We start from the raw sequence: 23,763 nt of genomic DNA on the forward strand, positions 1-23,763 counted from the left end.
CACTTGTTTTCTATTTATAAACACAAAAATGACGTAGGTGAGTTTTTCCCACCAACGTCATTTATTGTACAACCTAATTTTGTCACGATGAAAACTCGCTGTATAGAATAAAAACGCAGAACAATAAATCATTCTGCGTTTTTAACCTTTATTTATATGCAAAATTATTAATTAACCATTCTTTGTGCTTCACGTAGTTGGAATGTACGTACGGTTCTTGGTAAGAATCTACGAATTTCATCTTCATTATATCCTACTTGAAGACGCTTTTCGTCTAGAATAATAGGTCTTCTTAAAAGACCAGGATTTTTCTGAATTAATTGGAACAATTCTTTCATTGGTAATTGTTCAATATTAACATCCAATTTTTGAAAAACTTTAGAACGTGTTGAAATAATCTCATCAGTTCCATCTTCAGTCATACGTAATATTTCTTTAATTTCATCTAACGATAAAGGTTCAGAGAATATATTACGCTCTTTATATGGTATGTTATGTTTTTCCAACCATGCTTTTGCTTTTCTGCAAGATGTGCAACTTGGTGAGGTATAAAGCGTTACCATGTAACTTCACTCCTCATTTCTAAGTATATATATTTCTAAAAATAGCCTATGAAAACTTATTTCATTATTAAATTAAAATAAGTTTAAATAACTCCATTACCTAGTATACTACAATTGTCAAGTTAAAGGTAGAGGTATTTTAGAAATAATAGGTATTTTTCACTGATATTGACAAACGTAACTCCAACTACTACATAAGATACCCTATTCCCTTGCCAATTAAACCAAGTAATCGAAATAAAATATATATGTAATATTGAAAAAGAAGCATTTTCCCTTTCATAAAGGAAAACTGCTTCTTGTTATCTTCGTAAAGACAAGTATGAGAAATCTGCTTTATTATAATCAGCTACCAATTAAATAATCTACATTCTTCGTATAATGGTTTCCAGCATTCCATAATAAAAATTCATTGATTCCATTTTTGTAAAGTGCACGAATTTGCGCTTCCACTTCTTCTACACCATATGCTTTCGTCTTCCCGTTCGTATACAACCATGGCGCTTCAAAGTCTTGGATCCATGGCCTCGATATCGGAGGGGTGTCCAATTTTCCAAGAACATCATTTTCCACTTTCGCGTATTCATCCACTAAGCGAAACGGTTCTTTATCAGGGATAGGTATTCCAAAGTAATTGTTTGACCAATGGCTTGGGTAAATCATGGATGAAATTACATCTACATTTTCTGATATCCGTGAGAAATTTTGACCAATTCCTGGAGCCTCTTCAATCGTTGCTGCATAACCAAATATATCAACAGATACATCTATCTCATAATCCTTTAATTGTTCTTTCGCATAAGCTACAAAATCTGATACAGCTTCTACCCGTTTTTTCACGTTATTCATCTTTAAATTTTCATATTCTCCTGTTGAATATTGCAATATTTCATCTTTCTTCTCAAAGCCTTCTGGAAATCGTACATAGTCAAACTGAATTTCTTGGAATCCCATTTCTGCCGCCATCTTAGCAACGCCTATATTATAATCCCACACTTCTTTCTCAAATGGATTTACAAATGCCTCTCCATTCTTATTTGTCCATACTTGTCCATTTTCAGTAAAAGAAAGATCTGGCCTTTGTTTCGCTAGCATGGAATCCTTAAATACAACCACCCTAGCGATAGGATAAATCTTTTTCTTCTCTAATGTTTCCATCAATGTTTTTGGGTTCGGTATATCGTCAGTAGCGACCGAATGATACGGGGAATCTTTGTCTACCTTAAAGGACAAATTTCCGTAATCATCCTTTACATCGATTACCATCGTATTTAAATCCGTTGTTTCAATCAAATCAATTAAGGAGTTAAAACGTTCAGAACCCGCAGCTTTACTGGAGACATAGATTCCTCTAACTGCATCAGGGTACGTAAAATCGTATTCCTCTGATTCTTCACCATTCATAACATATGGGAAAATTAGACTCGTTATGGTCGTAAATAAAATAAAGTTTAATAAGATTTTTTTCATCATCTGTACCAATCTCCTTTGGATAAAAATTATCGATTGGAAGATGCTAAATGGTGGTTAATGGTGAAATTTATTTAATCTTATTATATGAATGCCTAGGGTTAAATATAGTTTGTAATTAAAGGTTAAAAAGACTGGTATTCACATTTCTTCCATTAAAAACCATTATTAAAAGCCTCCCAATGAAATTGGAAGGCTTATCTACCATTAATCTTCAAATATGTTTTTTAAATCAACACGAAAATCATTTAATACCTTTGATGTAATTTCTCCTGTTTCTTTTTTAATATCATGTTGTTCATACATTTCTTCATCATTTAAGGTATATACTGTTATGGTTTCCAGCATCGGATTGATAATCCAATACTCTTTCACACCATAATCCATATAAAGATTTAGCTTCGTTACTAAGTCGTGTGATTGGTTGGATGGGCTTAAAATTTCAACAATAAGCTTGGGAATCCCTACATATCTAGCATCTGTAAAACCAGTTTTATCACAAATAATACTAATGTCAGGTACAACGATTTTGGTACCTTCTATGTTGTCATTCTTTAATTCGATATCATACGGGGCTGAAAATACCTCGCAATTGCTACTAACTAAAAAATTTCCGAATTTTATTTGTAACTTACTCGATACACGCTGATGCTTTGTAGATGGTGAGGGTGACATGTAAACAAATCCATCAATATACTCCAATATTTCCTCTGATTTTTCACGAACTTGAAAATACTCTTCAAGCGACATAGAACTATTACGGTACAGATACATTTGTATTCCCCTCCATTTCATTCACTTATTGGTTTTTATCCTTCTTATTTGTTCCACGAAACACTCTTGCACTTCTTGCATACTCGACATCAGGAACATTTAATCTTGAATTAATAACACGTGCTACTGCAAATAAATAATCTGAAAGTCGATTGACATATTTTAAAGGGACTGAAGATATTTCTTCCTCTTTCATAAGCGCAACAATCATTCTCTCCCCTCTTCTTGCCACGGTTCTTGCAATATGAATCGTTGCAGATGCATCAGAACCACCAGGAAGAATAAACTTCTCCAGTTCCGGTGCCTCATCAATAAGTTCATCAATTTTGTTTTCCATATACGTAATCGGTTCTTCAGATAATGTCTGTTTTTTATTTTTGGATACATTGGATAATTCAGTTCCACAATCAAATAGTTCATGCTGTATTTTTTCAAGATCATCGATAATATCATGAAAAAGTTTTTTATCACAGCGGAGCTCAGAAATGGCTTTACCTATAAAGGAATTCAATTCATCTAATGTACCATAAGCCTCCACTCGAATATTATCCTTATCGACTCTACCGCCAATTAAACTGGTCTGGCCTTTATCCCCTGATTTTGTATATAAACGCATACGTTCTCCCCTCTCCTGTTCCTATTGCTAATTATCCTAATTATAGCAAAAGAAATATAGACAATCGAATAATCCATTGCCTTATTCAGACGTTTTTGACTTTCTCACTTAAAACCTGAAATCTCATGGGACTTCTGGCAAAGATAAAAATAGGAGCAATACAGAAGCCCCTATGTTTTTAAAGTGTTTTTACTATTCCCTAATTATAAAACGACTTCACCTTCATTAAATGATAGAGTGTTCGCGCTTGTCGTCCCTTTTGGGTATATGGATTAATTTTAGGCTCTAGGCGACGAAGAAACACCTGGTCACAGGCGTGTCTATTTCCGTTCCTTCTGTAGCATTCATCATGTGCTTTACAAATAGCATCGACATCATTGATTGGCGCACCAGGACCACTACATCCTGGTCCACACCATCTGTAGCCAGGAAAAACACAAAACCGAATACCTCTATTTCGTTTATGAGGTATCATATTTCTCCCCCCCTTTACAAAATGAATAATTTGTTTCTACTATAGAATATTCGGAGGGTTTTAGAATGGTATGAACGATTACCTACTTTGCCTTTGGCTGATAAAGAAAACTTCCATCAGTCGGCTTTTTCCTTCATCCCCCACTGATGTTATCGGACCTTTACGGGCAGTTGATCTCCCACCTACCTTCTTTGTTCCTCGAAAGCTTGGGGGGGTAATTGGAGATTAGGGAGCAAATAATTTATTCCTTATCTAAAAAATGACAAACAATATGCCCCACTGATTTAGCTGCAACAAGCATCGCATCTTCGTCAATATCAAATTTCGGATGGTGGTTAAAGTAAGGTTGCTGAACTCCCTTTGGGGTACAACCGATATAGAAATAAGAACCAGGGATTTTTTCCAGATAGTATGCAAAGTCATCTGATGGCGACAGTTTAGGGAATTCTTTCACTTCTTTGATGTCACTATCTTGTATCCCATTTAGGGTATCGGCAACAAATGATGTCAATTCAGGATCGTTATACAATGGTGGATAGTCCGGTGTATACGTAAGTTCACAAGTAACATCGAATAATTCTTCCAGTCCCTTCACAATCCTTTTGAATTCTTTGTCAATCACTTCCCGCGTTTCATCATTAGAATAACGTACGTCCCCCTCAAGTTCAATGCTATCTTTAATTATATTAAAGCTTCCTTTTCCGTCGAATGATCCAATGGTTACAACACCAGCTTCCATTGGATTTACACGGCGACTAACAACTGTTTGTACCGCTGTTACAAAGTAGGAACCCGCAACTATTGCATCATTTGCTTTGTCAGGAGATGATCCATGTCCACCTTTTCCTTGAATTTTCAATTTAAAATAAGTTCGACCATTAAAAGAATATCCACTATGATATCCAACTGTACCTGCTGGCGCCACTGGTAATATATGAATACCAAAGATGGCATCTACATCATTGAGTTTTCCAGATTCCATAATACTTTTTGCACCACCAGGAGGCTGCTCCTCTGCATGTTGATGAATTATTTTTATCGTCCCTTTTATTTGATCCTTTAGTTGGATCAGACAGTCAGCCAAAATTAACAAATATGCTGTATGAGCATCATGTCCACAAGCATGCATGACACCTTCATTTTTCGACCTAAATGGAACATCCGCTTTTTCCGTGATTGGCAGAGCATCAAAATCCGCGCGAAGGCCAATTGTCTTTCCCTCCGATGCTCCTTCTATCGTTACAATAATTCCATATCCGTTTCCTACATTCGTTTCTATTTCAACATCTTTTCCTTTATAAAAATCAGCAATGTATGCTGCTGTTTTTTCTTCTTTAAATGAAAGTTCAGGATGTTCATGTAGATATCGACGTATTTTAATCATCTCATCTTCTCGTTCTTCAAGCATTTTCATTAATTCATCTTTCATCATGTAAATCTCCTTTATAACATTGATTTTACACCTTTATTGTTAGTCGATGCCGCTACAACTGTATTAAAGACTTTGCCGTAAAATAATTTTCCCGATATTGCGATTTTCTTCCATATAATTATGCGCTGTTGCTACTTCTTCGATCGGAAAGACAGTATCAATAATAGGTTTTATATTTCCACGTTCTAAATGTGGCATAACAACTTCAGCAAATTCCTTGGTTAAATCAGCCTTATATTCATCACTTCTTGGAGTTAATAATGTCCCAGATAGCTGCACATACTTAGCAATTAACTCCATTAAATTTACTTTTTCCACAACGCCTCCACCAAGTACTCCGATTAGCACCCATCTTCCGGCCTTTTTGATGCTTGCTAAGTTTTTCTCCCAGTAACTAGCACCAATAAAATCTAAGATAACATCGACCCCTTCTCCATCTGTTGCTTGTAAAACTTCTTCATCAAAGGATTGTTCTTTATAATTGATCAATGTATCAGCACCAAGTTGTTTACAGAATTCCAGTTTCTCTTTGGAACCGGCTGTTACAATAACCTTTGCATCGGAAACTTGCTTGGCTAACTGGATAGCTGCTGTCCCCACACCACTCGCACCTGCATGAATAAGCACTGTTTCATGTCGCTTAAGTTTTCCAATCCAGTAAAGTGTTTGGTACGCTGTTAAAAAGACTTCAGGAATAGCCGCCGCCTCCTCAAATGAAAGGTTATCCGGAATTTTTAACGCCCGGTTAGCTGGCATAACGGCATACTCTGCATAGCCACCTCCATTTACTAATCCCATTACACGGTCACCAATTTTAAAGTGTCTTGTTTCGGAAGTTTTTTCAACTATACCAGCCACCTCAACTCCCAATATTGCACTTTTGGCATAACCTGATTTTCCCTCTCTTGTTACAATATCGGTACGATTTACAGCGGCGGTCTCGACCTTTATTAATAGTTCCCCATCCGATAAAGTTGGAATCGGTAAGTCCGTTAATTCTAGTTGATCAGATCCGCCTGGCTCCCTGACAATAATTCCTTTCATTTTCATTTAAATTCTCCTTTCTATCTTTTCATTGCTCTGTAGGTACTATTTAAAACTTACGCCTATTGGCAAAAATTAGTCAAATAATAAATTTATAACTTTAAAGATATAGTCCATCGATGTTTGTTAGTCAAGGTAAACACAAGGGTCAGCTGGGCCATTGACGTAATAAGTCATTATTTGCATGACTAGTATAGGTATTTTGGTTGTTAATTATTAACCGTTGGGAATGGGATTACATCAGAAGAGTTGTTTATTTTCATCACGACTATGTGTATAAAGATGGGAAAAAACAAAAGGAAAATCGTAATATAATGTCAATGAAATTACAACGATTTAACGGTGAAGGAATTCAACTTTTTGATTATAAAAAGATGAAAGCGATGGAAAGAATAAATGATGATTTTACTACAAATAAAATAAAATTTCTTCTTTAAAAGATACATAAAACTATTCCTTCATTCAATTTGGATGAAGGGAATTTTTCAGCAAAAAAATCCTGCACAATCATAAACTTACTTCACTCTTTCAGTTTCTTTTTTGGAATTCTTCACCTACAATAAAGGAGCAGTTTATAAAGACGCCTCATTTTCGTTATTTTGGCGCCTACGGTAACTAACTGATCGCATATCGATATTTCAATCTGTGTCCTGATAACGATTTTTTCATTTCTAGGAATTTAGCAAATAAGGATAACCCTTGGGCTACCCTTTGTAACTTTTTGGTATATTGTCAATGATATAGACATCATTTTCGATAAGTATTTTGAAAAGATATAGAGTCAATTTGAAAATGAATGTGTCTACCGCGTTTTCCTCTTTTAGTTCAAAGTCCTAAGTTTAATGGTAATAGTCACTATAAAATCAGTGTTTTTCCTTTGGGTGAAGAAATATCATGTGGTGATACTGAGGTATAAATTCTCCAGATTCCCCATGTTGTCACCGATATACTCTAAACTATTATTGTATATTATTCCAACCTCGTCAGCTAACTTTTCACCTAAACCCATAATATGAGTGGAAAGTAAAATTAAACAACCTGTGTTAGCCAATTCTCTCAAAACATTTCTAAATAAAACAATCTGTTTCGGATCGAGGCCATTTGTTGGTTCATCCAGCAATATTATTTTAGGCTGATGAATAACAGAAATAATAAATGCAACCCTTTTTTTTGTGCCTTGGGATAAGGAATCCATAGGCTGGTTACGATATTCCATTAAATTAAAAGTATCTAGCCATTTTTCTATCTGATTCTCTAAAAATCCTTGTTCCAGGCCTCTTAACTGCCCTACCAATCTTATCATTTCTATAGTAGTCAAAAATGGATAAAAATACGGGTATTCCGTTAAATAACCTATATTTTTATTAAGGAATTCCTTATCTTCTTTTCCAAAAGAATTAAACAAAGTAATAGTACCTAATGTAGGTTTTATCGAACCCGCTAATAAATTAAGAAAAGTAGTCTTTCCCGCACCGTTCGGTCCTAAAAGTACATATATTTTCCCAGAACTAAGTGTCCAATTTATATTATCAAGAGCAACTTTTTCTTCATAGGAATGAGAAAGGTTGTTTATTTGTATATTGAAACTATCAAACATAGAGTACACTCCTAACTGTTTTTTCATGATAAACGACCCTCACAAAAATAATTCCTAATATTATAGCTTCTATTAAGAGTAACTTACCAGAAATAAGGAGGCTTCCAAATACTGACAACATGCTTATACCCGAAATTATTACCCCTACCATATTTATACGATAATACGTGCGCGAATTGAAATCAGAAAACTTTAGTCCAATAAAAATATATATTATACTGATTACAAAGTTAAACATTACAAGTTGAAATATATCATTAGTAATATCTACGACGGATAGATTGTAATAAATACTCCAGAACAGATAAATACTTAAACCAAATAAAAATACCAGTGAAAAGCAAATAAACCATTTCTTGACAATAAGCTTTTTAGAAGATACTCCTGTGTATTTATATAAGTAAATTGTTGACTCTTCTAGGCCAATAATATTTAAAGTCCATGCATCATGCATTAGAGTCACCAAAATTAAAGTTACTAGTAAAATAACATTGAATGGTAACTTCGATTCTAATAAGAAACCTATTTGTCCTACTACCAATAATATTGTTAGGGGCACAATTCTTTGGGGATTAAATAGTAATATTAATTCCTTTTTTATAATAGGATTCCCCGACAAAATGGTCCCCCGTTTCTTTCGTTTAAATTTATTTATTTCATAAAGACGTTTTTCCCAACTCTTTTTTGAACACCAATAAAAAAAGAAAGAAAAAAGAAAACTGGCTATTATCTTAATTCCTAAATGCCCCTCAAGTAAACTCGTTATAACAATTAATAAGGTACCTGCTAAATGAATTAACTTCCACTTTTTATCTAGATGAAAGGTTAAAAATATATAAGGTCCCAGGAACCCCCCCAGAATAACTTCTGTTTGGTACTCAAATATACGACCAGGGTAATTTGAATAGAATATTAATGAACCAAATAAAATAATACTTATTAAAATAATGGGCATGGCCAACTTTAAAATGTAATACCAGGTAATAATACTTACTTTATAAGTTGTAAGATATAAAAAGGATACTTCTTCGCTATCATACTGACTAAAACTAATAAATACTCCTATTATGATACCTATTAAAAGGGACGTTGAACTAATGATAAGCGGCTGATTGAATTGTAAGATAATAGGATAAAAACTTCGGAGGGAATATGCTAGCCCCAAAATAAAAAGCACAACAATGGCCAAGTCGGTTCCCTTCCAATTTCTTATTTTTCCTTTAAACAGTTTTTTGAATAAGTATAGGGCGATTCGTAAATTTTTTGTCATAGTTACCCCAAAGTATACTTCTCCTTTTTAAATAATTGAATAAATATCATCATTAATAGAATAGTGTAAAAAATCGTAGATAAAATCGAAATAGATATAAAAGATGTAGATATCTCATTGATCAATATGCTCTTTATAGATAATACACTATTAACTACAGGGATCAATGCTAGTTTTAAATCTGTACCCTTTTCCATCATTGTACTTATAAACCCAACAAATATAATAACTATATATAGAGGCATAATATATGAATTGGCTTCTTTAACGTTTTTGGAAAAAATCCCTAGAATTAAAATTATATTACTGAAAAACAATGATATTGGGAATAATATTGTCAACAATAGAAAGAAATTCACAATATCAATATTAATTAGATTTTCCATATCTAACATATTTGCTGAAATTAAAGATCCCACTATAAACCCTGTTATAGTTAGTAAGGAGGTTATTATACCAAAAAAACTGGTAGATAGAACCTTGCCCAATGCTATTTCACTACTACTTTGACTTGAGGTCAATAATGTAACTAAGGTATTCCTTTCTTTCTCGCCAGCAGTATTATCAACACCAATTCCCATTATACCCGCGATAACACCAATCAGTATTATGTATGGGATTATAGAAACCAATTGACTACGTTGACTCTCGGGTGTAACATCCGTTGATTGAAATTTAAAATCATATAAACTTGTTGTGTCTATATTTTCTAAGCTATTTATAAAATCATTTAACTGATTCTTTTCTATTAGAGAAAACCATGCTTTTACCTTTTCATAACTTGCCAATGATTTTGGAGAATTTGCCTTATATTGATAACTTACCTTGATTTTACTTCCATTTCTAGCGAGATTCATAATGCCTTCTATCTCATCATCTAACAAGACCTCTTTTTTTCTGTCTCCCTCATATATTATAAATGGTATAGTCTGAAAATTTTCCCGAATAAATCGAGCATCATTCTTTTCTAGTGCTATAGTAGGTATATTCGATTGAGCAGCATCTAAACTTTTTTCTTGAAAGTAAGTAACACCAATCATTAATCCAGGATAAAATACTAATGTACTAATAACAATAGTTAACATAACTCTAAAATCTTTCAATGAATGCTTTACTTCTTTTTTAGCTAATATATAAGATTTGAAAATTTCCAATTTAAAAATCACATTCCCATTTTAACATTTTTATTATAACGTGTAACATCAAAAAATAAATCCTCCAATGAATTGTAATTATTAATTACATCCATTGTGTTACTTTCATAAACTAAGTTTCCTTTGTTTAAAACAATCAACCGATCACACATTTTTATATCAGTGATAATATGTGTTGAAATAATAATAGAAGTCTGAGTTTGTTTTAATTTTTTTATTATTTCTCGAACGTAATAAGCAGCTATTATATCTAACCCGTTGGTTGGTTCATCAAGTATAAGTAAATGTGGTTTATGTAATAATCCTCGCGCAATAGAAATCTTTTGTTTCATTCCTGTTGAAAGATGACTGATTTTTTTATATAGATAATAGTCAAAATCTAACAAACTTGCCAATTCTGTTATCCTATTAAAGGCCTCTTTTTTGCCGTAACCATGCACTCTACCAAAATAATACAGGAATTCAAAAGATGTCATGGACCCATATAAACCGGTTTCTACTGCGACATATCCAATGTCATCTTTAATTCCTCTGTTATGAGTTGAGGTGTAATTATTATTAATTTTAATTGTACCTTCAGTAGGTAGTGTAAGTGAAGCTATCATTCGTAACAAAGTAGACTTTCCCGCACCATTAGGGCCAACTATCCCTAAAATTTCTCCACTATTTAGTTTAAAGCTAACATCATTTACAGCCTTAATTTGTTTTTTCTTACTCGAAAATACTTTGCTAATATTATTTACAGTTAACAATTTTAATTTACCTCCATTAAATGGAACAAAAAAGCCACTAAGTGGCTTTTGACTTTTTCATTAATTTCTATTAATAACTTATTAAACATTCTATTTCCCTATGAAAATTAAAAACAAATTTTTGATTACACTGGACGAACAGAACAAAAGGTTATTACTTCAGTTTATAAGCAAAACTGCCCTTAAAATATTCTGTTCGCCAAAGACCAACTCACCTGAAAACTTTCATAATTGCTTTTCTAATCTATATTATTTATTAAAAGCAATTATTTAATGAACGGTACTAGGGTTTATAAGGACTCCACCAATAACAATTAACCCACCAACAATCCAAACCATTCTTTCATCCCCCTTTTTTGTTAAATTTTTCCAAAAATTCCTTACATAATAAATGTAAGGATATTCCTTCACAGAAGTCAATACCTATTAAACAACTTGTTTGGAAATGAGTACTCTAATTTAGTAGATTATGAGTTACCTTTCCCTTATTAAGCCTATTGGATTATATTATTTTTTTCTCCAGTTATCTTGATTCCAGATAAAATTCCTTCCAAATTAGCCGAAAGACATAAGAAAATGGCAGACCATTTATTGTCATTGCACATAACCGATTCTCCCTACAAACAGATTCCCAAATATGATTATCGACAACTCCGAAAGGGAATTACCTGTGCAAAATGCCATTCGTTTTCCGTTACTTTAGAAAGCAGGAAACTTGTATGTCATGAATGCAAAGAAGAACTTGTTGCTGATGCTGTAATAAGAAGCGTGAATGAATTTCGGATTTTATTTCCAAATGAAAGGATAACAACGAATATCATTCATGAATGGTGTCAGATCATACCTTCACAAAAAAGGATTAGAAGAATTATCTCAAGCAATTTCAATAAGGTAGGCGAGCATCGCTGGTCTTACTACGAATAAAATAAGAATAAATTATTAGTCCTTCATTCATTTGGGTGAAGGATTTTTTTTGTTTTGGGGAATCCATTCTATCTTTTGATCGTTTGCTTCGCTCTTACAGTTTCTTTTTCTATGTCACGGACTTTTCCTCAACAATTCCCGGTTCTTTTGGCCGTGATAACACGCGTCACGGACTTTTCCTCAACGATTCCCTGCTATTTTGTCCGTGATAACTCGCATCACGGACATTTCTTCAATGATTTCATATTTATTCGTCCGTGATAATTCCATGACTAATTGGAACAGCTGTTATTATATATGCATCATGCAAAACAAGCCCTGCTTATTACACAAGGCTTGTGCATACTTTAGTGTAAATTTTTATCGACATACTTCCCATAATCTGGTACAGCAATACTATCAAAGTGTAAAATTAACTTTTCTAAGCTCTCAGATAATTCCTCACCAAACATAGAAAACCCATGTCCAGTAACGGCAACCGATGGATTCAACGCTGCTAATTTTTTAACTGACTCCTTTGCGGCTTTCCAATCTGTTGTCAGATATCGCGGTGGTCCACTTATTTCCTGTTCCTGTGTTAAAACTTTATATAAATATTCTTGCTTAACGGTAACAAATGCATCTCCCGCTATTAATGCTCTGTCTTTTTCTCTAAATAAGGAAACATGACCTGGTGCATGTCCCGGTGTATGAATCCATTTAAATTCAGGCATGTGAGGGACTGATCCATCGGAAGGAAGCGTTTCAATATGATTCCCTAAGTCAATTGGTTCATTTGGGAATATGGGTGACATTTTTGAAACCATGCCACCTTCTACCGTTGGATCTGGTTCTGGATAAGCCTTCTGACCTGTTAGAAAAGGCATCTCTAATTCATGTGCATACACAGGTACTTGCCAATGCTCAACCAATTCAATAATAGCCCCAACATGATCAAAATGACCATGTGTTAAAATAATCGCTTCCGGACGACTGTTTTCACCAAATCGTTCTTCTGTAGTGGAGATAATTTCATCTGCAGAATGTGGCATTCCTGCATCAACTAATACAAATCCTTCAGATCTGGAATTTCCAACCAAGCAAATGTTAACAATTTGGACTGTATGACAATATAAGTCCGGTAATACTTCAAGCCCCATTCCACTTTGGATGGACGTTGTAGGTATATATTTATAATCACTACCATAATTCATTTCTTGATCCAATTGTATTCCTCCTTGAAATTTCCGCATTTCAAAAATATTGTTCCCGAAAGCGCCCGTCCCAATTAATCCAGATTTTACATTTAATCCAATCATAAAAAGAGCTTTGCCCACTTAGCAAAAGCTCTTTTTACGGTTTGATTATATATTTTAAAAAACGCTCTGTTCAATTTGTTTCATTTCATAAAAATAACCTTTTTTCTCCATTAGTTCATCAAATGTCCCTACTTCAACAATTCTACCGGATTCCATTACTATTATTTGATCCATGCTTTCTAATCCTGTTAGGCGATGGCTGATAAGGACAACGGTATCCTCTTTTGCTTCTTTAAATAAATAGTTATAAATATATTTCTCGGTCAATGCGTCAATGGATGAGGTCGGCTCATCCAAAAGCCATATTGGAGCTTTCTTTAGCAATACTCTAGCAATGGCGAGTCGCTGTTTCTCCCCTCCTGAAAGATTCTCTCCCTTTTCTAACACTTGGTCATTTAAAGTAAAATGACTGAGTTTAACTTTTTCCAATATATTTTTCATCTCTTCATCCGTCAATCCGTTTTTGGCAAACATTAAGTTTTGACGAATCGTTCCATAAAAGAAATGATTCTTTTGCAATACAACGTTCGTGTTTTTCCAAATGCTTTCTTGTGACAATGAATTTAGCGATTGATTATTAATATAAATCTCACCTTGGTTAACCGGGTACATTTGTAATAATAATTGCATCAACGTTGATTTACCAGATCCACTTGGACCAACAACAGCTGTTTTGGAACCAGGCGGTAACGTAAAGGATATATCAGATAAGGTATCCCTTGTTTCATCAGGAAATGCAAATGACACCTCATTTACTCTAATATATGGAGATTTCGTTATAGACAATTTTTCTTTGCTCTTTTTTGGTGTTTCATATTCTTGCTCTGTACGAACAACGTTGTTTAGTCGTGTTGCTGCTTGTCTGCTATCCTCCAAGTAACTCGGAAATACTGACATGGATGTGGTATTTTCAAATGCGGTTAATGATACCATCACAAGCATTGCAAGGAAGATTCCATCTAATTGTTCCGTAGCGACTAAATAAGCTCCAAAAGCTAGCACAGTGACCGACACAACTAAAGATAAGAAAGTATTAGCTGACTCACTTAACAAGTTATGAACACTTTCATGTTCTTGTTCTTTTAAGTAGACATCAGCAGAATGACGTAATCTACTTTCTTTTATTTCTAGTTTTTGGTATATCTTTAAATCACGAAATCCAAATAGAAATTCAGATATTTCAGTAGATAGTTCTCCACGACTTTCCCTAACTCTCCGTTCTACTTTTCTTTGTTTGAATGCAATGATTGCTGGGAATATAAACGTTGTCAAAATAAAACCAACAAGTATAATCAATGTTACCTCTATTGAAAAAAAGGCTGTGAAGAAAATAGTACTTAAAAATACGAACATTAAAACAATTGGAGGGTAAAATACACGTAAAAAGAAATTTTGTAGTGTCTCTACATCGCCAACAATCCTTGAAAGAAGATCCCCGCTCCTATATCTTTGAAAAATAGATGGAGCTAATGGCTCAAGCCTTTCGTAAAAAGAAACGCGTAAATGACTTAACATAGTAAATGTTCCTCTATGTGAAAAATAACGCTCCCCATAACGACTTAACGCTGAAATAATTCCTAGCATTTTAACCGACGCAACTAGAATCATCAACGTATAAATAGGAGGTACTAGAGCCGACTTGGAGATTAAATATCCACTTAATGCGAATAAACCAATTGCTGTTGTTCCTGCTATAAATCCACAAAAAATGGAGATTATAATATCTCGTTTCTCCACGAACATGATTTTAGTAATCGTGATTAATTCTTTCATCTCAGAGTCCCCCCTGCTGTACAGAGACCATATTGCGATACGTTTCATTTGATTTTAGTAATTCATTATGTGTACCGGATGCGATTATTTCCCCATTATCCATGAAAAGAATCATGTCAGCATTTTTAATCGTATGAAGACGATGTGCAACTGTTATAACCGTGGATTTCTTTGATAATTCTTTCATCGAAGACTGCAAGATACGCTCTGTCTGTAAATCTAAGCCAGTTGTTGGCTCATCAAATAGAATAATCGAAGGGTTTTTTAAAAAAGCTCTAGCGATGGCGATTCGCTGTCTTTCCCCACCCGAAAGACCCCTCCCTGCTTCTCCAATTGGTGTATCATATCCATTACGGAGGGATTCGACTAATCGCGAAATTCCAGCTTTTTGAGCAGCCTCCATTATGTCTTCCCTCGTAGCGCTCGTGTTACCACCAACCGCAATATTCTCAGCAATGGTACCGGAGAAAAGATATGGGTCTTGTGAAATGTAGCTTATACCATCAAACCAAGCCTTTTCACTGTATAATTTTCGTGGGCTTTCATTTAAAAGTACCTCCCCTTTAGAAAGGGGAACAAGACCAGCAATAACATGCAATAATGTTGTTTTTCCCGATCCAGTTTTACCGACAATTGCCACTTGTTCAAATGGTCTTATTAATACATTGATGTTTTTTAAAGAAAATGTGTCATCTTCCCCGTAACTGAATTCTACTCTACACAATTCAATTGTAGGTGGTGTGGTACTATTTAAACATCCTTCTCCCCATTCAACAGGTTGTACCGAAGATGCTAATTCATACTCTAATCTTTTAAATGCCCCCATGCTCCCTCTACCTGTATGGAAAGCACTACCTAAATCCCTCAATTTCGTATAAAACTCGGGGGCCAATACTAACATAAGAAATCCAGTATAAAATGAAAGATCTTGAAAAACGATCATGCGAAGAGCAACTTCTAATGCAACCAATCCAATACTTAGCATAGAAATAAATTCCAATGCTAAGGAATTTTGAAAAGCAACTTTTAGAACGTCCATCGTTGCCTCCCTAAACCCTAAACTACCTTTTCGAATCGCTTCTTTTTGTTCAACGGATTGACCAAATAATTTCAGGGTGGTAAGCCCCTGTAACGTATCAAGGAATTTCCCAGAAAAGGCTGACATTTTATCTAATTGTTCTTCCGTTTTATCTTTTGTTTTAAACCCAATTACCATCATGAATATAGGAATAAATGGTGCCGTTATTAAAATGATAACTCCTGTAGCAACATGCTCTGTGAAAATAACAAAAAGAATCATAATTGGTATAATACTTGCCTGAAACAACTGTGGAATATAATTACTAAAATAACTATCAACCTCATCTACCACATCCATCATTACACTAACCTTTTGACCTGACTGCCCTTGGATGGAGGTTTGTACTGGATTGGTAGAGAATTTATGTAGCAGTGAATTTCTAAGGTCACGTTTTACTTTGGAAGCCATCCTAATTCCAATTCTTCCACTTAAATAATGGAAAAATGTTCTTGCAAAAAGAACTGCTAATAGTCCAAATAATAGGGGAATGATTTCAAAGAATGAATCATTTTTTAGAAAAATACGATTCACGATTGTGACAAATAAGTAATTCTGCCCAATCGTTGACGTACCCGACAATATGGCAAAAAAAACTAGTAAAATTAACTTTTCTTTCTGTTTTTTTGCCATATCTTTAAGCCCAATCATGATTTTGCCTCCCGAACATCGTGCTGAACGCTTTCACAAAATTATACATAACTAGTATGATACTTGCAAAATAATAGGGTTGCGGTAAATTGGTATTATTGTTTAATACGTAACATGGAATTTATGGAATGGAAAGGGAACTAAGGCGTTCACCGTGCTTTTTCGAAATATACTTATACAATTAGCATGGGTAAGATAACTTTGACATGATACGAAAACGAATGAACCACTCAAATATTTTAAATTTCATTATCTAAATTTATTTCCATCAATGTAGAAATTTCCTGAAAACCAAGCTTTTGATAAAAATGTTTTATATGATTTCCTGAAAATACATTCAATTGGACTTTAGTATGTCCTTCTTCTTTCAAACGCTTGAGGGCTTCTTTACACAGTATTTCCGCTAATCCTTGTTTACGATATGGTGGGAGAACATAAAGTTCGGGAATAATCCCGACTGGATCATCTGTATAATAATCAATGGTACTAGCAACAGCAATCCAACCCTTTATAACATTATTTTCAATATAAACAAGATAATAACCATCAGATAAAAACGGTATGACCATTTGACGTGCTTTTTCCTTTGTTGGAATAACATACCCCATGCTTGCTTCTTTCAATACATCTAATGAATGATTTAATATTTTTTGCGTTTCACGATAAGTTGCTTTTCGAATAGTCATCTTTTCATCCCCTCAAAATGATAACTTTTTAATTCACCTAAACGATTCTACTTACAACATCTAAAAATTCTAAAACCAAGCACCTCTTTGTAATCTTCCGTTAGTTGTTCATGTTTTTCCAGTATTTCAAAATATTTACCATCAATATCTTCTGAAAGTGCAAAATCAGCACCGAGTTCTAGATCCATTTCATCAATTGGTTGCATGTCCTCTTCAACATGTACATGTTTGAAACCAAACTTTTTAAATAAGTTGCACCATTCTGATTCAGTAAGTAACTGAGGAACTCCATAAAAATTAATAAGTGTTGTTCGTTCTCCTTCCGTGGTTGGTTTTTCCTGTACCATTTCGATTGCAAGTAATACTCCATTTGGTTTTAACACTCTATTAAATTCTGGAAGAGTTAAGGAAACATCTGTGAAAGAAATTACCGATTCTGAGAGAATAAAGTCAAATAATCCCTTATCAAAAGGAAGATTTTCGGTGCTCCCGTGTTTCACCTCGATAGGTAATTGTAAGGATAAATATCTTTTTCTTGCTTTATCCAACATCATTTTATTGCAATCCAAAGATGTAACATGACACTGATATTTTTTTGAAATGTATGCACTTGTTTGACCGGTTCCACAACCAGCATCAAGAATCGACTTTGTTTCATCTATTTCTTCCTTGGACAATATTCTTTTCGTTAATGGAAGCCCCCCTGGATGAGCGCCCCCAACACCAAATAATGCTAAACAATCAAGATAATTGTTATTCAAGCGTAGCCCCACTCCTTTGTGTCAAATAATCCTATTTACAATATGTGGTTAAAAAATTTTAGTTCCCTATATAAGTGATTTGTAAGTAACGTTTAGTTGAAATGCACATATTGTATGTAAGAGATAATCATAAGGAGCATTGCTATGAGTGTGATTAAAACGGATAAATGGTTGCTAGATTTGTATGACAAACCGATTGAATTATGCGAAAAGCTATTGAAACACTTTGACGGGGCTTATGCCGATGAAATCTATAACCACTTAACTTCCCATGGTATGTATAAGTATCCCATAAAGAATGGAGAAGACTTAATAAGAAAATTACAGGATAATAAAATATGGGAAATTGTTCATTTGGAAAAACAACAACTTCAAACATTATGGCAAGGACCTGATATCCCGGTTTTTATCTTTCCATCCGATCCCAATGACCGAAAAATGAAACAGAACCAGAATGGAAAATCTGGTCTTGCGTTCAAAGATAAACTATTTTTATTTATTTCAAAGGATAATACGGAGAAGGAGATAAGAGCTCTATTTACTCATGAGTATAACCATGTTTGTCGTCTTTCTCGTTATTCAAAAAAAGAAGAAGATTACGTCCTGTTGGATACCATTATTTTAGAAGGATTGGCTGAAAACGCAGTCTTTGAAAGGTTTGGTGATAAACTTTTAGCTAATTGGACAACGTATTATTCGGAAGATCAATTAGAGAAACTATGGAAAGAGCTAATTCTCCCAAATAAAAACACTTTAAAAGTGAAACGTAAACATCAGGAAATTTTGTATGGATTACGTCGCTATCCAAAAATGATAGGATATTGTGTCGGATATTACCTCGTTAAAAAATATAAAAAAACAAACGAATTAACATCTAAAGAGTTGTTAGGGATTAAATCCAATGTAATTGCACAGGTATAACAGACGAAAAAAATTCGTGTGTTATACCTGTGAGAAAAGTAAAGAAGACTAACCATCAATGGGAGATTCTTCCATCCCCACTGATGGTTAGTCGCACTTATCGGACCTTTATGGGCAGTTGACCTCCCAACCACCTTCTTTGTTTCCCAGAAGCTTGTGGTTGGAGTCTTACTCCCCGTTGAGGTGGGGCAAATTTCATATATATTACCAGAAGAAAAATGGAATTAAAGCCAATCCAACAATAGTACCTAATGCAAGCCCATAGCCGAATCCACCAAATCCATATCCATATCCATATCCATAACCAAACCCACCTAAATTTCTCCTACGCCCAAGTGGTTGTATATACACCCTATTGCGACTAACATGCTTAATAATTCCTCTGTGACGTCTTCCATCACGGGTTCTTATTTCAACTGCTCTACCCATATATTTTCTGCAAAGTGCATGATAATGACCAACTGACATTATTTCACCCCCATATTATTAGAGCTATCACATTGTATGTATCGGGGTTAATTGTCGTAAAGGACAAATTCATCAGGGTATTCGTTGAGTTTGAAAAACGTTTAAACATATGGATAAGCCTAAATCACTAAACCATAGGATATCCGTCTAAGCAGTATAGATTTTTCTACATATGTTGGTTTTTATGGAGGTGATGATCTTGAGTGAACCTGTTGCAGAATATGGTTATGGCGCAGGATTTGCGTTAATTGTCGTATTGTTTATCCTACTTATTATAATAGGAGTGTCCTATGTAGGATACGGTTACTAAGAAATATAATGTATGAGTATAAAGATAGATCTCCCACCTACCTTCTTTGTTCCTCAGAAGCTTGAGGTGGGGGTCTTACTGCCCGTTTAGATGAGATAAAGGCGTGGGATACTACTAAGTAGTTCACTTTTGATAAAGAGAAAACGGAATGAACAAGTCAAATAGCATACCAAATCTTGTAAATTAGTATACTATTTGACGTCTATGGGTTTATTAACCACAACGCTATTCCTCTAAAAAGCTAATTGAATAATATAAATCCTCTAAACCATCATGATAACCCCAGCCAATTCCATCTGACTCAACTACTACTTCATACAACCGGTCCTTAAGTTCATGAAATAGCTTTTCATCTTTTTCACATTCCGCGATAACTTTATCGTACATCGAAAGCATACTATCATAAAATCTCTCGTCTATATCCCCATATGTATTTGTGAATTCTGTTCCCACCTCAACATAAAACAACATTAAGTCAACTGTTTTAAGATGATCTTTTGTTAACTTTTTGAAGTTAGTAATTGCACTTTTTGCTTTAGACAAACGCATCTTCCCGAATCCCTTTTCTGGGAAAAATTCATTTTCTATTTCTGCCTTAGCATTCTCATATAAATCTTGAATGGTTTCCTCGCCTAAAAGCTTCACAGAAAGATAGTCTTGTATATTATTATTTTGTTTATACAGATCTACAATTAATTTAATCAGCTCATTTTGATTATATTCTTTTAAATGTCTCTTTAATTCTGGAATTTTAACCTTCGTAATGTTAGCCACACTATATCTCTCCTTGAAATTCAATAAATATTAATCAATCGTTCGTTAATCCATATCATCAATCTTCAGCATCGCGCTTTTTCGTACGTACATAATGAGTCGAATACGTTTTTTTAATTTTTTCCTACTCATCATTACCCTTTTTATGCTTAAACAATAGTGTTAATAAAATCATATCACATTTTAAAACATCATTCCCTTTTGTCAACATATAACTATGCTAAATACTTTCACTCATTCCGATTCCACTCAAATAGTACAAGCTTTCTAATCCATCCACTTTAACAAGAGACCAATAAGGTGAAAAGTCGAATTTTTCCTTCTTCCCAATATTTGGGGTAAGAACCTTTATCGCGGTTCTCTTGCATTTAAACCAAAGAATTTATATAATATTACAGAATCTAACAAATTTAGCGTAGACAAAATAAAAGTACAAATACCCTCTGGGTACGTAGAGAACTTGTGAATTTGGAAAACAAGTACCGATGATATTGGAGCTTGGTTTTTGTATCTTATTCGTCTAAAGTACATAAGTTAAGAAAATTAGGATGGCAATTCGGTTCATTCTTCCCTTTCCGGTGGGGGAATGGCCTTTTTTAAACGGGGAATTCAATAAAAATGGAGTGAAACAAATGGAAAAGATTTTTTCTGGTATACAACCTAGTGGTACATTAACACTTGGAAATTACCTAGGAGCACTTAAACAATTTGTGGAATTACAAGATGACTATGAATGTTATTTCTGCATCGTAGACGAGCATGCGATAACCGTGCCACAAGATCGATTAAAATTACGAAATAATATTCGTTCACTGGCAGCGCTTTACCTTGCTTCAGGAATTGATCCTAAAAAAGCAACCCTATTCATTCAATCTGAAGTACCAGCACATACTCAATTAGGATGGATTCTGCAATCGATGAACTACGTTGGCGAATTAGAGCGAATGACACAATATAAAGATAAATCGGAAGGGAAAGATGCTGTATCTGCTGCTCTTTTAACCTATCCTTCTTTAATGGCTGCAGATATTTTACTATACCAGTCAAATATTGTTCCGGTTGGAGACGATCAAAAACAACATCTTGAATTGACAAGAGATTTGGCCCAACGCTTTAATAATCGCTATGATAATGAAGTGTTTACGATTCCGGAAATTCGTATTCCAAAAGTTGGAGCAAGAGTCATGTCTTTACAAGATCCAACGAAGAAGATGAGTAAGTCCGATGAAAATGAAAAAGGATTTATTTCTATGCTTGACGATCCGAAGCGTATTGAAAAGAAAATAAAAAGTGCTGTTACAGACTCAGAAGGTATCGTTAAGTACGATAAGGCAAACAAACCAGGCGTATCTAACTTATTAACTATTTACTCTAGTTGCACAGGCGAATCCATTGAGGCTTTGGAAGCGAAATACGAAGGAAAAGGTTACGGCGAATTTAAACAGGATGTAGCCCAGGCTGTTATCTCTGTATTACAACCAATCCAAGAAAAATATAAAGAACTTATTGATTCTGATATCCTTGATGATATATTAGACCAAGGAGCAGAAAAAGCAGCTATTCCAGCAAATAGAACGTTAGCAAAAGCTAAAAAAGCAATGGGACTAGGAAGAGTAAAGAAGAAGAAATAAATTAAAACAGGCATTCGCTACTCAGCTTGGCGAATGCCTTATTAACAGGAAGAAATCCCTAACTTATTAAGAAAAGGCCATTCTAATAAAATAGAATGACCTTTTCTTTATTGACTAGAAGTGTTCTGTGTTTGACCGTTTTCCACTTCCCACATTTTTTCTAAAAACGGTTGGCCTTTAATTAACTTTCCACATAAATCCTCGTGTTGCTTACTCCAACCATCTTTTACCCCATTATATAATGTATCCCATGCTCTCTCTTCATCCATATATTTAATATAAGGATATTGCTTCGGATCCCATTCTGTTAACCAATAACGTAACTCTTCCAAATTATTAGATGTACGTAATTGATCTAACCCTATCATTAATAAATGTTTTAATTGACGCTCTTTTCTCGTAAGACCAAACACAAGATCTGGTGGCATAGAAAGTAAATGATACTCTTTTCCGTAATTTTCTACATCAAAACCAAATGATTGTGGTTTCGCCTTTTTAATCATATCGTAAACTAACTGTTCTTGTCTTGGGATTAATCTACTTTTACGTATGGGAATATGATATCCGGCTGTATCAATTGCCAAAATATCTTCCCCATTTGTTACGACACATGCATACTCCAATACTGTTCTTTCATGTCCTTTTCTAATGTAAGCACGCTTATAGATAGCATCTGTTAAATCTTTCGGTAGATCATGCATATCATTTTCAATATAATCAAATAATCCTGGTGTTATGTACAATAGAGGAACCTGGTCTAGTAATTCAATCCCATCATCTTTTCGCCATTCATGAAAATGACAAACATTATACCCGTTTTCTTCTCCTTCAAACCAATTCACCCAAACATCATGCAAATATAACATAGACAACCCTCGCTTTAAATAAAACTTAATTATTAGAAAAACTCACATTCGCTCGTCTTTTAGCGAACGTTTAAATTTTAGCTTCTTCGAGTTCGCTTTTTGCTAAAATTTTATAATTTCCTAACCTATAAAATCAGTCCGTCTTTGATAGATGACCATTTGCTTCAGCTGAACTAAATGGTTAACTTACCATACATTATGACCAATCCTGTAAAAAATATTCTCTTCCAATGCGATTATGGGTTGTTTGAAAATCGATAAATAACCAACCATATGATAAGCAGTCCTATCGGTAAGAAATAACATTCGATTCTAGTAACGATGAAAGCAAAATAATCTGACCACAATAATCCTGCTGGTAAAAAGTTCAAATAGAATATTAATGAAATTCCACCTGTAATAGCTAGTCCAAATCCAACTAAAAAGAGAAAAACTGCTCCCATATTATTCACCTACACCTTGTCCACTTTAAAAA

24 protein-coding genes are annotated in these 23,763 nt (G+C 34.2%); 4 read left to right on the top strand and 20 right to left on the bottom strand.

Annotated elements, in window-relative coordinates; translation table 11 throughout:
* Positions 1-167: 167 nt before the first annotated feature.
* The 7 genes from spxA to KM885_RS15150 form a co-directional block, all read right to left on the bottom strand.
* Positions 168-563 (bottom strand): transcriptional regulator SpxA, encoded by a 396-nt coding sequence (gene spxA / locus KM885_RS15120; protein ID WP_047184075.1) that lies wholly within the window; start codon positions 561-563, stop codon positions 168-170.
* Positions 564-908: 345 nt separating this feature from the next.
* The gene (locus tag KM885_RS15125; protein ID WP_084824008.1) at positions 909-2,036 is read right to left on the bottom strand and encodes a putative glycoside hydrolase; all 1,128 of its coding nucleotides are present in this window, start codon (positions 2,034-2,036) and stop codon (positions 909-911) included.
* Between the two features lie 204 nt (positions 2,037-2,240).
* On the bottom strand, positions 2,241-2,807 hold the full coding sequence (locus KM885_RS15130) for a Uma2 family endonuclease (protein WP_047184077.1): 567 nt from the start codon (positions 2,805-2,807) through the stop codon (positions 2,241-2,243).
* A gap of 25 nt (positions 2,808-2,832) precedes the next feature.
* Entirely contained in the window at positions 2,833-3,423 is a 591-nt protein-coding gene (locus tag KM885_RS15135; protein WP_047184078.1) for a cob(I)yrinic acid a,c-diamide adenosyltransferase, read from the bottom strand.
* 199 nt (positions 3,424-3,622) lie between these two features.
* Positions 3,623-3,898, bottom strand: a complete 276-nt coding sequence (locus tag KM885_RS15140; RefSeq protein WP_047184079.1) for a phospholipase A2 family protein — start codon at positions 3,896-3,898, stop codon at positions 3,623-3,625.
* Between the two features lie 241 nt (positions 3,899-4,139).
* Positions 4,140-5,327, bottom strand: a complete 1,188-nt coding sequence (locus KM885_RS15145; protein ID WP_047184081.1) for an amidohydrolase — start codon at positions 5,325-5,327, stop codon at positions 4,140-4,142.
* Between the two features lie 66 nt (positions 5,328-5,393).
* A complete protein-coding gene (locus KM885_RS15150; RefSeq protein ID WP_216884211.1) occupies positions 5,394-6,374 on the bottom strand; it encodes an NAD(P)H-quinone oxidoreductase in 981 nt (326 codons plus the stop codon).
* Between the two features lie 206 nt (positions 6,375-6,580).
* On the opposite strand from KM885_RS15150, the gene KM885_RS15155 reads away from it, so the two are divergent.
* On the top strand, positions 6,581-6,811 hold the full coding sequence (locus KM885_RS15155) for a DUF3994 domain-containing protein (RefSeq protein ID WP_047184082.1): 231 nt from the start codon (positions 6,581-6,583) through the stop codon (positions 6,809-6,811).
* Positions 6,812-7,266: 455 nt separating this feature from the next.
* Here the strand turns inward: KM885_RS15155 and KM885_RS15160 are convergent, their stop codons facing one another.
* From KM885_RS15160 to KM885_RS15200, 9 genes are all read right to left on the bottom strand, one after another.
* Positions 7,267-7,971: an ABC transporter ATP-binding protein gene (locus KM885_RS15160; RefSeq protein WP_047184083.1), complete on the bottom strand. Its 705-nt coding sequence runs from the start codon at positions 7,969-7,971 to the stop codon at positions 7,267-7,269.
* Positions 7,964-9,160 (bottom strand): hypothetical protein, encoded by a 1,197-nt coding sequence (locus tag KM885_RS15165; protein WP_147522586.1) that lies wholly within the window; start codon positions 9,158-9,160, stop codon positions 7,964-7,966. The genes KM885_RS15160 and KM885_RS15165 overlap by 8 nt, the downstream gene beginning before the upstream one ends.
* A gap of 83 nt (positions 9,161-9,243) precedes the next feature.
* Complete coding sequence (locus KM885_RS15170; protein WP_047184085.1) at positions 9,244-10,395, bottom strand: ABC transporter permease; 1,152 nt, start codon at positions 10,393-10,395, stop codon at positions 9,244-9,246.
* Between the two features lie 8 nt (positions 10,396-10,403).
* On the bottom strand, positions 10,404-11,147 hold the full coding sequence (locus KM885_RS15175; RefSeq protein ID WP_047184086.1) for an ABC transporter ATP-binding protein: 744 nt from the start codon (positions 11,145-11,147) through the stop codon (positions 10,404-10,406).
* A 1,271-nt stretch (positions 11,148-12,418) separates the two neighbouring features.
* On the bottom strand, positions 12,419-13,276 hold the full coding sequence (locus KM885_RS15180; RefSeq protein WP_216884204.1) for an MBL fold metallo-hydrolase: 858 nt from the start codon (positions 13,274-13,276) through the stop codon (positions 12,419-12,421).
* Positions 13,277-13,423: 147 nt separating this feature from the next.
* On the bottom strand, positions 13,424-15,142 hold the full coding sequence (cydC, locus tag KM885_RS15185) for a thiol reductant ABC exporter subunit CydC (protein WP_216884205.1): 1,719 nt from the start codon (positions 15,140-15,142) through the stop codon (positions 13,424-13,426).
* A 1-nt stretch (position 15,143) separates the two neighbouring features.
* Positions 15,144-16,871: a thiol reductant ABC exporter subunit CydD gene (gene cydD, locus KM885_RS15190; protein ID WP_216884206.1), complete on the bottom strand. Its 1,728-nt coding sequence runs from the start codon at positions 16,869-16,871 to the stop codon at positions 15,144-15,146.
* Positions 16,872-17,110: 239 nt separating this feature from the next.
* Positions 17,111-17,557, bottom strand: coding sequence for a GNAT family N-acetyltransferase (locus tag KM885_RS15195; protein ID WP_060667452.1), 447 nt, complete (start codon positions 17,555-17,557; stop codon positions 17,111-17,113).
* A gap of 47 nt (positions 17,558-17,604) precedes the next feature.
* On the bottom strand, positions 17,605-18,318 hold the full coding sequence (locus KM885_RS15200) for a class I SAM-dependent methyltransferase (RefSeq protein WP_216884207.1): 714 nt from the start codon (positions 18,316-18,318) through the stop codon (positions 17,605-17,607).
* Between the two features lie 144 nt (positions 18,319-18,462).
* On the opposite strand from KM885_RS15200, the gene KM885_RS15205 reads away from it, so the two are divergent.
* Positions 18,463-19,239 (top strand): DUF2268 domain-containing putative Zn-dependent protease, encoded by a 777-nt coding sequence (locus KM885_RS15205; protein WP_060667454.1) that lies wholly within the window; start codon positions 18,463-18,465, stop codon positions 19,237-19,239.
* Between the two features lie 204 nt (positions 19,240-19,443).
* On the opposite strand, the gene KM885_RS15210 is transcribed toward KM885_RS15205, so the two are convergent.
* Positions 19,444-19,707, bottom strand: coding sequence for a hypothetical protein (locus KM885_RS15210; RefSeq protein WP_204798142.1), 264 nt, complete (start codon positions 19,705-19,707; stop codon positions 19,444-19,446).
* A gap of 199 nt (positions 19,708-19,906) precedes the next feature.
* On the opposite strand from KM885_RS15210, the gene KM885_RS15215 reads away from it, so the two are divergent.
* Positions 19,907-20,017, top strand: coding sequence for a YjcZ family sporulation protein (locus tag KM885_RS15215; protein ID WP_225344197.1), 111 nt, complete (start codon positions 19,907-19,909; stop codon positions 20,015-20,017).
* A gap of 225 nt (positions 20,018-20,242) precedes the next feature.
* Here the strand turns inward: KM885_RS15215 and KM885_RS15220 are convergent, their stop codons facing one another.
* Positions 20,243-20,791, bottom strand: coding sequence for a DUF6155 family protein (locus KM885_RS15220; RefSeq protein WP_060667456.1), 549 nt, complete (start codon positions 20,789-20,791; stop codon positions 20,243-20,245).
* A 632-nt stretch (positions 20,792-21,423) separates the two neighbouring features.
* Here KM885_RS15220 and trpS point away from each other — a divergent pair.
* Positions 21,424-22,422, top strand: a complete 999-nt coding sequence (trpS, locus tag KM885_RS15225; RefSeq protein ID WP_060667522.1) for a tryptophan--tRNA ligase — start codon at positions 21,424-21,426, stop codon at positions 22,420-22,422.
* Positions 22,423-22,529: 107 nt separating this feature from the next.
* Here the strand turns inward: trpS and KM885_RS15230 are convergent, their stop codons facing one another.
* Together KM885_RS15230 and KM885_RS15235 are read right to left on the bottom strand one after the other, a co-directional pair.
* Positions 22,530-23,288 (bottom strand): YjbA family protein, encoded by a 759-nt coding sequence (locus KM885_RS15230; protein WP_047186436.1) that lies wholly within the window; start codon positions 23,286-23,288, stop codon positions 22,530-22,532.
* 236 nt (positions 23,289-23,524) lie between these two features.
* On the bottom strand, positions 23,525-23,731 hold the full coding sequence (locus KM885_RS15235) for a YuzI family membrane protein (protein ID WP_047186437.1): 207 nt from the start codon (positions 23,729-23,731) through the stop codon (positions 23,525-23,527).
* Positions 23,732-23,763: the final 32 nt, after the last annotated feature.

It is taken from the genome of Oceanobacillus caeni, from assembly GCF_019037185.1.
Lineage (GTDB): Bacteria > Bacillota > Bacilli > Bacillales > Amphibacillaceae > Oceanobacillus > Oceanobacillus caeni.